The organism is Caldimonas sp. KR1-144, assembly GCF_049446155.1.
In the GTDB taxonomy this organism is placed as follows: domain Bacteria; phylum Pseudomonadota; class Gammaproteobacteria; order Burkholderiales; family Burkholderiaceae_C; genus Rivibacter.
On record NZ_JBMSEE010000002.1, the window covers coordinates 495130 to 509388 of the forward strand.

14 protein-coding genes are annotated in these 14259 nt (G+C 69.5%); 7 read left to right on the top strand and 7 right to left on the bottom strand.

The annotated features are described in order from the left end of the window. Positions 1-19: 19 nt before the first annotated feature. The gene (locus ACO2TI_RS06380; protein ID WP_423282854.1) at positions 20-916 is read left to right on the top strand and encodes an EamA family transporter; all 897 of its coding nucleotides are present in this window, start codon (positions 20-22) and stop codon (positions 914-916) included. Here ACO2TI_RS06380 and ACO2TI_RS06385 read toward each other — a convergent pair. Beyond that, the gene (locus tag ACO2TI_RS06385; protein ID WP_423282855.1) at positions 906-1529 is read right to left on the bottom strand and encodes a TetR/AcrR family transcriptional regulator; all 624 of its coding nucleotides are present in this window, start codon (positions 1527-1529) and stop codon (positions 906-908) included. The genes ACO2TI_RS06380 and ACO2TI_RS06385 overlap by 11 nt on opposite strands. 175 nt (positions 1530-1704) lie before the next feature. On the opposite strand from ACO2TI_RS06385, the gene ACO2TI_RS06390 reads away from it, so the two are divergent. Together ACO2TI_RS06390 and ACO2TI_RS06395 are read left to right on the top strand one after the other, a co-directional pair. After that, positions 1705-2859: an ABC transporter substrate-binding protein gene (locus ACO2TI_RS06390; protein WP_423282856.1), complete on the top strand. Its 1155-nt coding sequence runs from the start codon at positions 1705-1707 to the stop codon at positions 2857-2859. Positions 2860-2881: 22 nt separating this feature from the next. Then, a complete protein-coding gene (locus tag ACO2TI_RS06395) occupies positions 2882-4678 on the top strand; it encodes a feruloyl-CoA synthase (protein WP_423282858.1) in 1797 nt (598 codons plus the stop codon). Position 4679: 1 nt separating this feature from the next. Here ACO2TI_RS06395 and ACO2TI_RS06400 read toward each other — a convergent pair whose 3' ends face one another. From ACO2TI_RS06400 to ACO2TI_RS06410, 3 genes are all read right to left on the bottom strand, one after another. Continuing rightward, positions 4680-4994, bottom strand: coding sequence for a hypothetical protein (locus ACO2TI_RS06400; RefSeq protein ID WP_423282859.1), 315 nt, complete (start codon positions 4992-4994; stop codon positions 4680-4682). A 126-nt stretch (positions 4995-5120) separates the two neighbouring features. Then, positions 5121-6239 carry a YbdK family carboxylate-amine ligase gene (locus ACO2TI_RS06405; RefSeq protein ID WP_423282861.1) on the bottom strand — a complete coding sequence of 373 codons (1119 nt, stop codon included), beginning with the start codon at positions 6237-6239 and terminating at the stop codon, positions 5121-5123. Positions 6240-6250: 11 nt separating this feature from the next. Further along, on the bottom strand, positions 6251-7561 hold the full coding sequence (locus ACO2TI_RS06410) for a cation:proton antiporter (RefSeq protein WP_423282863.1): 1311 nt from the start codon (positions 7559-7561) through the stop codon (positions 6251-6253). A gap of 223 nt (positions 7562-7784) precedes the next feature. Here ACO2TI_RS06410 and htpG point away from each other — a divergent pair, with 223 nt between their 5' ends. Continuing rightward, the gene (htpG, locus tag ACO2TI_RS06415; RefSeq protein ID WP_423282864.1) at positions 7785-9665 is read left to right on the top strand and encodes a molecular chaperone HtpG; all 1881 of its coding nucleotides are present in this window, start codon (positions 7785-7787) and stop codon (positions 9663-9665) included. 64 nt (positions 9666-9729) lie between these two features. Here htpG and ACO2TI_RS06420 read toward each other — a convergent pair whose 3' ends face one another. From ACO2TI_RS06420 to ACO2TI_RS06430, 3 genes are all read right to left on the bottom strand, one after another. Further along, entirely contained in the window at positions 9730-10377 is a 648-nt protein-coding gene (locus ACO2TI_RS06420; RefSeq protein WP_423282865.1) for a PEP-CTERM sorting domain-containing protein, read from the bottom strand. 144 nt (positions 10378-10521) lie between these two features. Then, entirely contained in the window at positions 10522-11529 is a 1008-nt protein-coding gene (locus tag ACO2TI_RS06425; RefSeq protein WP_423282866.1) for a serine/threonine protein kinase, read from the bottom strand. A gap of 25 nt (positions 11530-11554) precedes the next feature. Continuing rightward, on the bottom strand, positions 11555-12256 hold the full coding sequence (locus ACO2TI_RS06430) for a GNAT family N-acetyltransferase (RefSeq protein WP_423282867.1): 702 nt from the start codon (positions 12254-12256) through the stop codon (positions 11555-11557). 267 nt (positions 12257-12523) lie between these two features. On the opposite strand from ACO2TI_RS06430, the gene rplM reads away from it, so the two are divergent. The 3 genes from rplM to ACO2TI_RS06445 all read left to right on the top strand — a co-directional run bounded on the left by rplM (position 12524) and on the right by ACO2TI_RS06445 (position 14256). Beyond that, entirely contained in the window at positions 12524-12952 is a 429-nt protein-coding gene (gene rplM, locus ACO2TI_RS06435) for a 50S ribosomal protein L13 (RefSeq protein WP_423282869.1), read from the top strand. A gap of 9 nt (positions 12953-12961) precedes the next feature. Further along, positions 12962-13354, top strand: a complete 393-nt coding sequence (gene rpsI / locus ACO2TI_RS06440; RefSeq protein WP_423282870.1) for a 30S ribosomal protein S9 — start codon at positions 12962-12964, stop codon at positions 13352-13354. A gap of 191 nt (positions 13355-13545) precedes the next feature. Beyond that, complete coding sequence (locus ACO2TI_RS06445; protein WP_423282871.1) at positions 13546-14256, top strand: DUF6776 family protein; 711 nt, start codon at positions 13546-13548, stop codon at positions 14254-14256. Positions 14257-14259 lie beyond the last annotated feature (3 nt).

Genomic DNA, 14259 nt, shown 5'->3' on the forward strand with positions numbered 1-14259 from the left:
CGGCGAGAATCCGCCGCCCATGCCGACCACCGCGCTCGTTCTCGTTCTCGCCGCCGCGCTGCTTCACGCGCTGTGGAACCTTGCCGCCAAGCACGCTGGCGGCGATCACCGCTTCGTGCTGCTGGTGGCGCTGTTCATCGTCGTGCTGTGGGCGCCGGTCGGCCTGTGGGCCGGCTGGGACACGGTGCCGCGCTGGGGCTGGACGCAGTGGGGCCTGGTGCTCGCCAGCGGCATCGTCCACCTCGCCTACTTCACCGTGCTGCTGCGCGGCTATCGCGCGTCGGACCTCACCGTCGTGTACCCGGTGGCGCGCGGCAGCGGGCCGCTGGTGAGCTCGCTGCTCGCGGTGCTGCTGCTCGGCGAGTCGCTGTCGCCGTACGGCGCCTTGGGCGTGCTCGCGGTGACGACCGGCGTGTTCCTCGTTGCCGGCGGTCCCCGCATGCTTCGCGCGCTGCTCGGGCAGGGCGCGGCCGACGACGCGCAGGCGCGCCACCGCGTGCGCGTGGGCCTCGGCTACGGCGCCGCGACCGGCGTGCTGATCGCCGGCTACACGGTGATCGACGGCTACGCGGTCAAGGTCGTGCTGATCTCGCCGATCCTGGTCGACTACTTCGGCAATCTGTTGCGCATCCCGTTCTCGCTGCCGGGCGCCTTGCGCGACCGCGCCGCCACGCTGGCCGCATGGCGCACGCAATGGCGCTGGGCGCTGGCGGTGGCGGCGATGAGCCCGCTGGCTTACGTGATGGTGCTGTACGCGATGCGCCTGGCGCCGCTGTCGCACGTGGCGCCGGCGCGCGAGGTCTCGATGCTGTTTGCCGCACTGATCGGCGGCAAGCTGCTGGGCGAAGGCGATGTCGTGCTGCGCATCGCGGGCGCCGCGTGCATCGCGGCAGGCGTCGCGGCGCTCAGCTGGTAGCTTTACCGAGCAGCAGCTGCTCCATGAACGCGCGGCGTTCGGCGCGCTGCGCCGCGCCGCCGTGCTGCTGCAGCAGCGACTCGGCGACCTGCCAGCCGTAGAGCGCAAAGGCGCGCAGCCGCGCCTCGGCGATCGGAAAGCCCAAGGCGGTGAGGCCTTGCGCGATGTACGACAGCCGCTGCGCGTCGACCTCGTCGAGCCGCTGGCGCGCCATCTCGTCGTGGCGTGCCCAGGCGCGGATCGCCAGCTCCACCGACGCGGCTTCGACCGCCGAGCGGCCCCGAAACGGCAGCGACATCACCTCGCGCATCAGCTCCAGCGGCGTCGCGCCCTGGCGCTCGAAGCGCGAGATCACCTGCTCGGTGGCGCCGTCGCGCCAGGCCTGCAGCACGCGCGACAGCAGGTCGTCGCGGTCCTTGAAGTGCCAGTAGAAGCTGCCGCGCGTGACGCCGATGCGCTTGGCCAGCACGTCGACGCGCACCGCATCCACGCCCTTGGAGGCCAGCAGTGCGGTGGCTGCGGAGATCCAGTCGTCGGGGCCGAGCGAGGCACGCGGCTCGCTCGGCGCGCGGCGCCGGCGAGGGCTTGCGGTGGTCGCTGTCCGTGCACTCATGTATGGAAAGAGTGTAAACGTCGCGTTCCTGGTTGTCCGCGTTTCGAACATCGGATGCCTAGGTGATCGCACTAGGTGCCGAGATGGTTCAGATATTTAACATACATAACTGCATGGTTCATTCAAGGCGCGCGACGAAGGTCGACCCGCCACCCAACACACAAGGAGACATCCCATGCAACGACGCCTGAGTCTTCTGGCCGCCGCGTCCCTCGCGGCGCTGGCCTGCCTGCCGAGCGCCGCGTTCGCGCAGGCCAACGAGGTCGTGATCGGCGCGACGCTGTCCGCCAGCGGCCCGGGCGCCTCGCTCGGCATCCCCGAGAAGAACACGCTGGAGATGCTGCCCAAGACGCTGGGCGGCCTGCCGGTGCGCTACGTGATCTACGACGACGCGACCGACCCCGCGCTGGCCACCAAGAACGCGCGCCGCCTGGTCGACGAGAACAAGGCCGACGCCATCATCGGCTCGTCGACCACCCCTTCGACGCTCGCCGTCACCGAGGTCGCGTTCGAGACCAAGACGCCGCAGCTCGCGCTGTCGCCGCTGCCGCCGACGATCCGCCAGCACCAGTGGGTGTTCCCGATGCCGCAGCCGGTGCCGGTGATGGCCGGTGCGCTGCTCGAGCACATGAAGGCCAAGGGCGTGAAGACGCTTGGCTTCATCGGCTATGCCGACGCCTACGGCGAGAGCTGGCTCAAGGCGGTGGAAGCCGGCGTCGAAGCCGCAGGCGTGAAGATGGTCGCGGTCGAGCGCTATGCGCGCACCGACACCTCGGTTAACGCGCAGGTGCTCAAGCTGACCGCCGCCACGCCGGATGCGGTGCTGATCGCCGGCTCCGGCACGCCGTCGGCGCTGCCGCAGCTCACGCTGCGCGAGCGCGGCTACAAGGGCCAGATCTACCAGACGCACGGCTCGGCCAACAGCGATTTCCTGCGCGTGGCCGGCAAGTCCGACGAAGGCCTGGTGCTGCCCACCGGCCCGGTGCTGGTGGCCGAGCAGCTGCCCGACAGCCACCCGAGCAAGCCGGTCAGCCTGGCCTACCTGAAGGCCTACGAGGCCAAGTTCGGGCCGGGCTCGCGAAACACCTTCGGCGCGCATGCGCAAGACGCCTACCTGGTGCTCGACAAGGCGGTGGCGATCGCGGCCGCGAAGGCCAGGCCCGGCACGCCGGAGTTCCGCGCCGCGCTGCGCGATGCCATCGAGGCCACCAAGAACCTGCCGGTGACGCACGGCGTGATGAATATGACGCCCGCCGACCACAACGGCTTCGATGCGCGCGCGCGGGTGCTGATCACCGTCAAGGGCGACAGCTGGCAGCTGGTGAAGTGAGGCGAAAGTGAGCGAGGGCGCGATGTCTGCGTGGTTCGACGATCCGGCCCAGCTCGCGCCGCCGCGCGCTGTGCGGGAAGACCTGGGCGGCGGTGCCTTCGTGCTGCGCTCGCCCGAGCCGCTGGGCGAGACGGCGCGCTGCATCGGCGAATGGCTGGAGCGCTGGGCGCGCGAGACGCCCGAGGCGCTCTTCCTGGCCGAACGCCGAACGGACGGCGAAGGGTCGGACAGCTGGCGCAAGCTGAGCTACGCGCAGGTGCGCGCGGCGGTCGGCGCGATCGGGCAGTGGCTGCTCGACGCGCGGCTGCCGGCCGGCAAGCCGGTGGTGATCCTGTCGGACAACGCGATCGACCATGCCTTGCTCGTTCTGGCCTGCCTCCACGTGGGGCGGCCGGCGTGCACCGTGTCGAGCGCCTACTCGCGGCTGACCAAGGACTACGCGAAGATCCGCGCGATCGTCGAGCAGCTCGATCCCGCGCTGATCTATGCCTCGGACGCCGCGGTCTACGGCCCGGCCATCGCCGCCTGCGGGCGCGACGTGCCGGTGGTCTTCAGCCGCGGCGCCGAGGGCGGCGCGCTGTCGTTCGAGGCGCTGCTCGCGTCACGCGAGACGGCGGAGGTGATGCAGGCCTACGCGGCCATCACGCCCGAGCATCACGCCAAGTACCTGCTGACCAGCGGCTCGACCGGCACGCCCAAGGTCGTGATCAACACGCACCGCATGCTGTGCGCGAACCAGCAGATGATCCGCCAGTGCTGGCGCTTCCTCGAACACGAGAGGCCGGTCGTGCTCGACTGGCTGCCGTGGAGCCACACCTTCGGCGCCAACCACAACTTCCACCTCGTGCTGGCCAACGGCGGCAGCCTGTGGATCGACGACGGCCGGCCGATGCCGGGCCTGCTCGACAAGACCGTGCGCAACCTGCGCGAGGTGCGCCCGACGCTGTACTTCAATGTGCCGCGCGGCTTCGACGCGCTGGCCGCGGTGATGGAAGGCGATGCGAGTTTCGCCGAGGCCTTCTTCGCGCGCCTGAAGGCCCTGTTCTACGCCGGCGCCGCGCTGCCGCAGAGCACCTGGAGCCGGCTCGAGGCGATCGCCGCGCGTGTGCGGCCCGATCCGGTGTGGTTCACCTCGGCATGGGGCTCGACCGAGACCTCACCGCTGGTCACCAGCGTGCACTGGCGCATCGAGCGCGCCGGCTGCATCGGCCTGCCGGCCCCCGGCATGGCGCTGAAGTTCGTGCCCAACGGCGGCAAGCTCGAGATGCGCGTGCGCGGGCCCTCGGTGTTCCCCGGCTACCGCAATGCGCCTGAGCTGACCGCCAAGGCCTTCGACGACGAGGGCTACTACCTGATCGGCGATGCCGGCGTGCTGGTCGATCCCGGGCGGCCCGAGCGCGGCGTCGCGTTCGACGGCCGCGTGGCCGAGGACTTCAAGCTCACCAGCGGCACCTGGGTCTCGGTCGGCATGCTGCGGCTCAAGGTGGTCAGCGCGCTCGCGCCGCTGGCGCAGGACGTGGTGGTCACGGGCCAGGACCGCGAGGAGATCGGGCTGCTGATCTTCCCGACGCCGCAGGCGCGCGAACTCGATGCGCCCTCGCTGGCGGCGCGCGTGCGCGTCGCGCTGCAGTCGCTCGCCGCCGACGGCGCGGGTTCGTCGCAGCGCGCGACGCGCGCGCTGCTGCTCGACGAGCCCCCGAGCGCCGAGGCCGGCGAAATCACCGACAAGGGCTACCTCAACCAGCGCGCGGTGCTGGCGCGTCGCGCCGCGCTGGTCGAGGCGCTCTATGCCGGCGGTGCCGGCGTGATCCACCTGTGACTCAGGAGGCCGGCTTCTCCTCGGTTGCGAGCATGGCCGTGCAGCCGGCCCGGGCGGCGCGCTCGCGCGCCTCGAGCCAGGGGATGACCTCGGTCAGGTCGCGCTGGTAGATCGGCTTGGTCAGCCAGATGTAGCGGCGCAGCTCGGCGCCGCCTTGCTCGGCCTTGGCGAGCAGCGTGCGCTGCACGCGGGACAGGCGCTCCGGCGCGGCGCAGGCGGCGCTGTCGGCCGGCGCTGCGATCGTGGTGGCGGGCAGGAAGGCGATGCTCGCCAGCGCGATGCCGGCGGCGATGCGAAGGGTGATGTGGTGCGACATGGCGTGCTCCGGTTCGGCGGAAGCGCCGCGCGGCAACGGCGGCGTCCCCGTCACCAAGCTAGGCGCCGCCGCGAACCGGCCCAAGCCGCGTGCGACAAAGCGGGCGAAACGGGGTGCGAACGACGCTCAGCGCGCGCCCATCCAGCGCTGCGCCGCCTGCTCCACCACGCCCGGCAGCGGCTCGCCCTGTGCGCGCAGCGCGCGCAGCCAGCGCGCGTCGTTGCCCTCGAACAGCGAGTCGCGCAGCGACTGCGTGGCGTCGAGCGCTTTCAGGTCGAGCGCGTGCTCGTCCAGCCGCACGAGCGTGCGCAGGATGTCGTCGCGCAGCCGCGAGCGCTGCTTGGTCTTCGGGTCGACGATCTCGCCGTCGAGTCCGAAGCGGCAGGCCTGGAAGCGGTTGAAGGTGTAGACGAGGTAGTCGTCCTCGGACGGCTCGAACGGCCGCTCCTCGATCAGCTGGCGGCAGATGCACTGCAGGTAGCAGGCGAGCGCGGCGGCCTTGTCGACCGACAGCGGCGTGTCGCACACGCGCAGCTCGATGGTGCCGAACTCGGGCTTGGGCCGGATGTCCCAATAGAAGTCCTTCATCGACTGCACGACGCCGGTGGCCGTCATCTTGTCGAAGAAGACGCCGAACTCGTCCCAGCTGCGCACGAAGGGCGCGCGGCCCGACAGCGGGAACGCGAACACCGAATTCAGCCGGGCCGAGTCGAAGCCGGTGTCCTGGCCCTGCACGTAAGGCGAGGAGGCCGACAGCGCGATGAAGTGCGGCACGTAGCGCGACAGCGAGTGCAGCAGCCACAGCGCCTCGTCGCCGTGGCGGCAGCCCACGTGCACGTGCTGGCCGAACACGGTGAACTGCTTGGCGAGGTAGCCGTAGAGCTCGCTGATGTAGTGGAAGCGCTCGGTCGGGAAGATCTGCTGCTCGCTCCAGTGCTGGAACGGATGCGTGCCGCCGCCGGCGACGACGAGGTTGAGCCGGCGCGCGGCCTGCGCGATCTGGGTGCGCAGGTCGTGCAGCTCGGCCAGCAGCGGGGCGTGCTCGCGCTGGATCGAGGTGCCGATCTCGATCATGCTGCGCGTGATCTCGGGCTTGATGTCCCATGCGCCGGTGTGGCGGGCGGTCTCGCGCAGCAGGTCTTCGGCCTGCGGCGCGAGATCGAAGTCGTGCGTGCTGAGGATCTGCAGCTCGAGCTCGACGCCGAGTGTCAGCGGATCGGACGCGGTGAATTCCTGCAAGGCCATCGCGGCGCTCCTCAATCGTTGCGGGCCGATTCGCCGGCCACGCGCACGAGGCCCAGCTGCGTGAGGATCGGGCCCACCAGCTGCAGCAGCGTGGTGGCGATCAGCAGTGCCTGCCAGATCCCGGCGTCGACGCCCGGCGTGTCGGCCGGCCAGCCGTAGGTGCTGGTGGACAGCAGCAAGGAGGTCTGCGACATCGGCATCAGCGCCAGCACCAGCGCGGCGCTCTGCCGCCAGCCCAGGCCGCTCACGCGCGTGAAGGCGGCGACCGCCAGCGCCTTGCCGAACGCGCGCGCGAGCACCAGGGCCAGCACCCAGGGCCACAGCCGCAGCATGCCGTCGACCGTGCCCAGCAGGCCGATGCTGACGAACAGCAGCACCGTCAGCGCCGCGCCCGCGGTGCCCAGCTGCGGCGCGACGATCAGGCGGTGCCCCAGCCGGGCGCGCGCGATCGTTCCGCCGATCAGCAGCGCGAGCAGAGGCGACAGCGTCCACTGCACCGCCAGCAGCGCCGCGACCACGAGCACCGCAAGCTGCAGCACCGCGGTGGAGCCGCTGTCGCGGCCCGGCCGCGACAGCGCCTTGAGCAGCATGGCCAGCGCCGCGCCGAGCAGGAAGGAGCCGCAGATCACGTAGACCATATTGGTCAGCGCGACGAGCCAGTCACTGCCGAAGCCGCCGTCGGCGCTCGCGAACACGCGCCAGACCTTGATCGCCAGCACCGCGAGCACGCTGTTGAGCGCGGTCATCATCAGCAGCCGCTCGGTGACCTGGCCGCGCGGCTGTCGCTCGTGCAGCACCGCCATCGTGATCACCGGCGAGGTCGACATCGCGACCGCGCCGGCCAGCGCGGCCGAGAAGGCCGGCGCGCCGAGCCAGCTCAGCACCGCCGTGACCGCCAGGCCCGCGAGCACGGCCTCGGCGACCGACTGCGCGGCGAGCCAGGGGTTGTCGAGCAGCCAGCGCAGCCGGATGCGGCTGCCCAGCTCGAACACCAGCACGCCGACGGCCAGGTCGAGCAGCGGCTTCCACGGGTCGAGATCGGTGCGCTCGATCAGGCGCAGCGCGAGCGGGCTTGCGATCGCGCCGACCAGCATGTGGCCGCAGCTGCTCGGTAGGTGCGTCCAGCGCCGCACCGCGTCGCCGGCGATCACCGCGACGATGACGATCAGCGCGAGGCCGAGCAGCGGGTCGGCGCCGCGCAGCGCATCGAGCGTCCAAAGCGCGGCGCTGGTCGGTACGGCCGGCAGGCTCGGCGCGCCGAGAGCGGCCGAGGCCGCCGAAGCGGCGGCTTGCGCCGCGGAAGCGGAAGCAGTCGGATCCATGCGATGTTCTCCGGTCGCCCCTCCGTTGATGTCCTTATGCGCAATCGCCGCGCCGACTGCCGCGCGGCAAAGGGGGTCGAGCATATAGCGATCGGGCGGTGAAGTCCGAAGTTCCGACCGCTTGAAAATGGCGTACTGCAACCCCAGATGGCGCGCGCTGGCCGCAGCAGCACCGGCCGGCAGCGTATCGCCCGTGGGCGACATCCTTCACCCAGCGACAACGATGAACAAGCAGACCCTTTCCTTTCAGGCCGAGGTGCAGCAGCTGTTGCACCTGGTGACCCATGCGCTGTACTCCAACCGCGAGATCTTCCTGCGCGAGCTGATCTCCAACGCCTCCGACGCCAGCGACAAGCTGCGCTTCGAGGCGCTTGCCGACGCCTCGCTGATGGAAGGCGGCGCGCCGCTGGCGATCCGCCTGTCGTTCGACAAGGCGGCGCGCACGCTGACCGTCAGCGACAACGGCATCGGCATGAGCGAGGAGGAGGCGGTGGCCAACCTCGGCACGATCGCCAAGAGCGGCACGCGCGAGTTCATGGCCAAGCTGTCCGGCGACCAGCAGCACGACGCGCAGCTGATCGGCCAGTTCGGCGTGGGCTTCTACTCGGGCTTCATCGTCGCCGACCGCATCACGGTGGAGACGCGCCGCGCCGGCCGCCCGGCGGCCGAAGGCGTGCGCTGGACGAGCGAAGGCACGGGTTCGTTCGAGGTCGAGTCGATCGAGCGCGCCGAGCGCGGCACCGACGTGATCCTGCACCTGCGCGAGGACGCCGCCGAGTACCTGGACCGCTGGCGGCTCGCCGGCATCGTCTCGAAGTACTCCGACCACATCGCGCTGCCGATCCAGATGCGCAAGCAACGCTGGGACGCCGACAAGAGCGAGTACGTGCTCGAAGACGAGTGGGAGACGGTCAACACCGCCTCGGCGCTGTGGACGCGCCCCAAGAGCGAGATCACCGAGGAGCAGTACCACGCGTTCTACCGCTCGATATCGCACGACGCCGAGGCACCGCTGGCCTACAGCCACAACCGCGTCGAGGGCCGCAGCGAGTACACGCAGCTGCTGTTCGTGCCGTCCAAGGCGCCGTTCGACCTGTGGAACCGCGAGCGCGCGGCGGGCGTGAAGCTCTATGTGCGGCGCGTCTTCATCATGGACGAGGCCCAGGCCCTTCTGCCCGCCTACCTGCGCTTCGTGCGCGGCGTGATCGATTCCAACGACCTGCCGCTCAACGTCTCGCGCGAGCTGCTGCAGGAAAGCCGCGACGTGAAGGCCATCCGCGAGGGCTCGACCAAGCGCGTGCTGTCGATGCTGGAAGAGCTGGCCGAGCAGCAGACGGACAAGTACGCCGGTTTCTGGCGCGAGTTCGGCGTCGTGCTCAAGGAGGGCATGGGCGAGGACTTCGCCAACCGCGAGCGGCTCGCCAAGCTGCTGCGCTTTGCGTCCACGCTGCACGACGAAGGCGTTTCGCTGCAGGACTACGTCGCGCGCATGAAGGAGGGCCAGAAGGCCATCTACGTGCTGACCGCCGAGACCTTGCCGGCCGCCAAGGCGAGCCCGCAGCTGGAGGTGTTCCGCCGCAAGGGCATCGAGGTGCTGCTGCTGACCGATCGCGTCGACGAGTGGATGCTGAGCTTCCTGACCGAGTTCGACGGCAAGGAGATCAAGAGCGTTGCCAAGGGCGCGGTCGACCTCGGCGAGCTGCAGGACGCCGAGGAGAAGCAGCGTGCCGAGCAGGCCGGCGAGGCGCTCAAGCCGGTCGTCGAGCGGCTCAAGACGGCGCTGGCCGACAAGGCCAAGGACGTGCGCGTCTCGTCGCGACTGGTCGAGTCACCGGCCTGCCTGGTGGCCGACGAAGGCGAGATGAGCGGCCACCTGGCGCGGCTGCTGAAGCAGGCCGGCCAACTGAAGGCCGACGACGCGGCCCGCGTGCGCCCGGTGCTGGAGATCAATGCCGAACATGCGCTGGTGCAGCGCCTGTCGCGCGACGAGGCTCACTTCGACGACCTGGCCCACGTGCTGTTCGACCAGGCCGTGCTGGCCGAAGGCGGCCAGCTCGAGGACGCCGCTGCCTATGTGCGGCGTGTCACCGCGCTGCTGAGCTGAGGACGAAAAAACGGCGGCCCGCGGGCCGCCGTCAATCGCTTAGGAGCAGGAGAAAGCCGATCCCTCAGGCGCGCCGGCGCACGGCGACGAAGCCCACCGCCGCCAAGCCGGCCAGCATCAGCGCATAGGTGCCGGGTTCAGGCACCGGCACCAGGTTCAGGCCGATGACCATGTCGTCGAAGTCCTTGTCGCCGCCGCCGTCGTTGAAGCCCAGGATGTACTGGAAGGTGCGCGTGGTCGACATGTCGTTGCCGGGCCAGAACTCGAACTGCGAACTGTCGAAGACGAAGTAGGCGTTCTGGCGGTTGCCGCTGAGCGCGCCGCCGTTGGCGACGCCCGTGCCGGTGACGAGGTCCTTGAAGCTGAAGTTCAGGTTGCCCGCGCCGACGTCGACGTAGTAGGACTGGCTGAAGGCCGTCGGGTGGCTGCCGGTGGTCAGCGAGAAATCTCCGAGCTTGAAGCGGTTGTTGTGGCCGGCCTCGCTGCCCAGGTAGGTGATCTCGAGCGTGCCGCCGGCGCCGGCGTTGAGCAATCCGTTGAACGACGACAGCGACATCAGCTCGGCGTCGGCCGGGCCGGTATAGAACGCAGGCTGGCCGTTGTAGCCGGTGATGCCGCTGGCGGGCGCGCCGCCCGAGACGCTGAGCTGCGCAAACGCGGGCAGGACAGCGGCCGAAAAAGCGAGGGCCGTCAACAAGCGCTTCACGGTCATGGCGATGCTCCTTGCAGGTTGTCAGTGCATCCATCTGGGGACGCTGACAAGGAGCTTATGTGGGGCACTTCGCCAACTACACCCCGTGAACCAAGGCCACCACCCATTCGAGTGGTTCAGATCGGTCGGCCATGAACGGGCGGATCAGCGGTCGTCCGTCATGCGCTCGCATTGCTCGCGCAGCTGGGTGGTCTGCTGCGACCAGTACGCCGCGCTGCCGTACCACGGGAATGCCGCGGGAAACGCCGGGTCCTGCCAGCGCTCGGCGATCCAGGCGCTGTGATAGATCATGCGCAGCGTGCGCAGGGGTTCGACGAGGCGCAGTTCGCGCCGGTCGAAGTCGCGGATGGCCTCGTAGCCTTCGAGCAGGTGGTGCGTGCAGCGCTCGGCGCCGGCCACGTCGCCGGGCAGCAGCATCCACATGTCCTGGACGGCGAGCCCGGTGCCGGTGTCATCGAGGTCGACGAAGTGCGGGCCAGCGTCGGTCCACAGCAGGTTGCCGGGGTGGCAGTCGCCGTGGACGCGCAGCCAGGTGGCGTCGGGGATCTCGGCGTAGCGCTCGGCGACCAGCGACAGCGCGGTCCGCGCCGCGGCTTGCCACGGCCCCGCTTCGGCGGGCGTGAGTGAGTCGCCGTCGACCAGGCGATCGAAGGCCGCGCGGCCGAGCGTGTCGATGTCGAGGCGACGACGGTGTGTGAAGCGGCCGCGGCTGCCGACCTGATGGATGCGGCCGAGGAAGCGGCCGATCCAGCTCAGCGCCTGCGGATCCTCCAGTTCGATCGGCCGGCCGGGGCGGTTCGGCGCGACGGCGAAGCGTTCGTCGGCGGTGACGGCCAGCGTGCGGTCATCACCCAGCAGCTGCACGCCGTCGCCATCGGCGCGCAGCGTCAGCGGCGCCACCACGGGCACTTCGGCCGCGGCCAGCTCGCGCGCGAAGGCGTGCTCTTCGAGGATCTGGGCGTTGCTCCAGCGCCCCGGGCGGTAGAACTTGGCGACGATCGAGCTGCCGTCTTCGAGCCAGACGAGGAAGACGCGGTTCTCGTAGGAGTTCAGCTGCAGCAGACGGCCGTCGCCATGCAGGCCGACGAGATCGAGCAGGTCGAGCACGCGGTGGGGCGTGAGCTCGGCGAACGGCAAGGCGATGGCGGTCATGCCGCCATCGTCTCACGCGTGGGTGCTACTCGGAGGCGGCGCGGCCGCGCTTGGCCGAGATCTGGTCGCGCACTTCGCCGACCGTGTCGAGCAGGTCTTCGATCGCGCGGACGTTGCGCTTGATCTGGTAGTTCATCTCGGCCGCGTGGGCCTCGACCACCTCGCCGATCTGGCTGGCCAGCGTGTCGGGCGGCAGGCGCAGCCAGGCCTGCGATTCACCGCCGTCGCGCTCGACCGTGGCGCCGGCGCTGCGCGCGATCCGCAGCATCACGAGGTTCTCGCTCAGCGCATGGATGAACAGCCGGTCGATACCGCGGTTGCGCGCATGCATGATCGCGTGGTCGAACAAGCGGGCGCCGTAGCCTCGACCGCGCGCGGTTGAGGCCACCGACACGCCGAACTCCGCCATCGCGGGACGGCCTTCGACCTGCTGGGGGCGCTCGTAAGCCAGGTGCGCCATCGCGATCAGTTCCAGCCGGCGGTTGAAGATGCCGAAGACCTCGTCGCGGTCGAAGTCGAGGCCCGACACGTAGTTCGCGATCTGGTGGTCCGAGGCCGGATAGCCGAATCGCAGGTAGCGGTCGTTCGGCCCGAGCGACTTCAGGTGGGCCTCGATGCGCGGACGATGGCGCGCCGCCAGCGACCGGATCGGCACCCAGCGAAACAGCGCCGCCAGAACATTGGGGCCCGAGGCAGCGCCGATGGGGGTGGGACTGGGTGCGGTCATGGGGCAATGATAGGTGAAAACCCTAGGTTTGCCAGCCGAGCCCGGATTGGGCGTAGGCGCCTGGCGAGGCCGAAGGCGCTTCGCCGGTCGGAGGGCGGCGCGTTTCGGGTATGATGTTGGGCTTTCTCGCATTTCGGACCGCGGGAAAGTGCGGTTTCCCGGCCTGTCGGCTGGGGACCGGGTCCGCCTAAGAGGCCTCACCCACAAGAGGCACCGACCGCGGATGTCAGGTCCTGGATCCCAAACTGACTCCACTCAAGGAACGTCATGAAAACCTTCAGCGCCAAGCCGGCCGAAGTGACGCACGAGTGGTTTGTGATCGATGCCACCGATAAGGTGCTCGGACGAGTGGCCAGCGAAGTCGCTCTCCGCCTGCGTGGCAAGCACAAGCCGATCTACACGCCTCACGTCGATACCGGTGACTTCATCGTCGTCGTCAACGCCGACAAGCTCCGCGTCACCGGCACCAAGGCCAACGACAAGATCTACTACCGCCATTCGGGCTTCCCGGGCGGGATCTACGCGACCAAGTTCAAGGACATGCAGGCCAAGCATCCCGGCCGCGTCCTCGAGAAGGCCGTCAAGGGCATGCTGCCCAAGGGTCCCCTGGGTTACGCCATGGTGAAGAAGCTCAAGGTGTACGGCGGTGCGACGCACCCGCACACCGCGCAGCAGCCCAAGCTGCTCGAGATCTAAGGAGCGGTGATGATCGGTAATTGGAATTACGGCACCGGCCGCCGCAAATCGTCGGTGGCCCGCGTGTTCATCAAGAAGGGCACGGGCCAGATCACGGTCAACGGCAAGCCGGTCGAGCAGTACTTCGGCCGCCAGACCTCGATCATGATCGTCAAGCAACCGCTGTTCCTCACGAACAACGTGGAAGCCTTCGACATCAAGGTCAACGTCCACGGCGGCGGCGAGTCGGGTCAGGCCGGCGCGGTGCGTCATGGCGTGACGCGCGCGCTGATCGACTACGACGCGGCGCTCAAGCCCGAACTGAGCCGTGCCGGCTTCGTGACCCGCGACGCGCGCGAAGTGGAGCGCAAGAAGGTCGGCCTGCACGGCGCGCGTCGCCGCAAGCAGTTCAGCAAGCGCTGATCCCGACCGGGTGCCATGGCATCCAGCAGACAAAGCCGCCTTCGGGCGGCTTTGTCGTTTCGGGGCTCTGTTTGGCTTATGTCACCTCTGCTTGCACCCGCTTTCAACATCGGCGGGGACAGTGCGCATTTCCCCGCACAGGCAGATGGATCCTGCTACCTAAACTTCAGCACCCCAAGCATCAGCAAACCATGCGCCTGAAACTGCTTCGCCGTCGGCTTTCGGTGACTGCGCCTCGGATGATCGTGCGCAGCCACCTGCCGTGGCCGCTGCGCTGGGCGGTGCTGGCGCTTGCGCTCGGCTTCTCCGCCGCGCTGGCGCTGTGGGCCTTCGAGTTCGGCCGCGAAATCGCGGGGCTGGATCATGGCGCCAGGCAGGAGCTGTCGCGGCTGCGTGCCGAGGTCGACGAACTGCGGCGCGAACGCGACCAGGCCCAAGGCATCGCCAATACCGCCGACAGCCTGCTCAAGGCCGAGCGCGCGACGCAGGAGCGGCTGGCCCAGCAGCTGCGCTCGCTCGAGAGCGAGAACCTGGCGATGAAGGCGGACCTGGGCTTCTTCGAGCGGCTGTTGCCGACCGACGGCGGTCGGGGTCTGGCCGTGCGCGGCCTGCAGGCCGAAGTGCCGGTTGCCGGACAACTGCGCTACCAGCTGTTGGTGATGCAGCCCGGCCGCTCGGTCGCAGAGTTCAACGGCCGCTACGAGCTGACCGTCAGTGGCCAGCTCGATGGCAGGGGTTGGACGCAGACGCTGCCGGCGCCTTCTCAGGCGCTGAAGTTCCGCCAGTACCAGCGCGTCGAAGGTCAGGTCGAGATTCCGCCGCAAGCCGTGGTCCAGAGCTTGCAAGTCAAGGTCGTGGACGCCGATGGCGGCGTGCGGGCCAACCAGACGCTGCGGCTGTGAGCC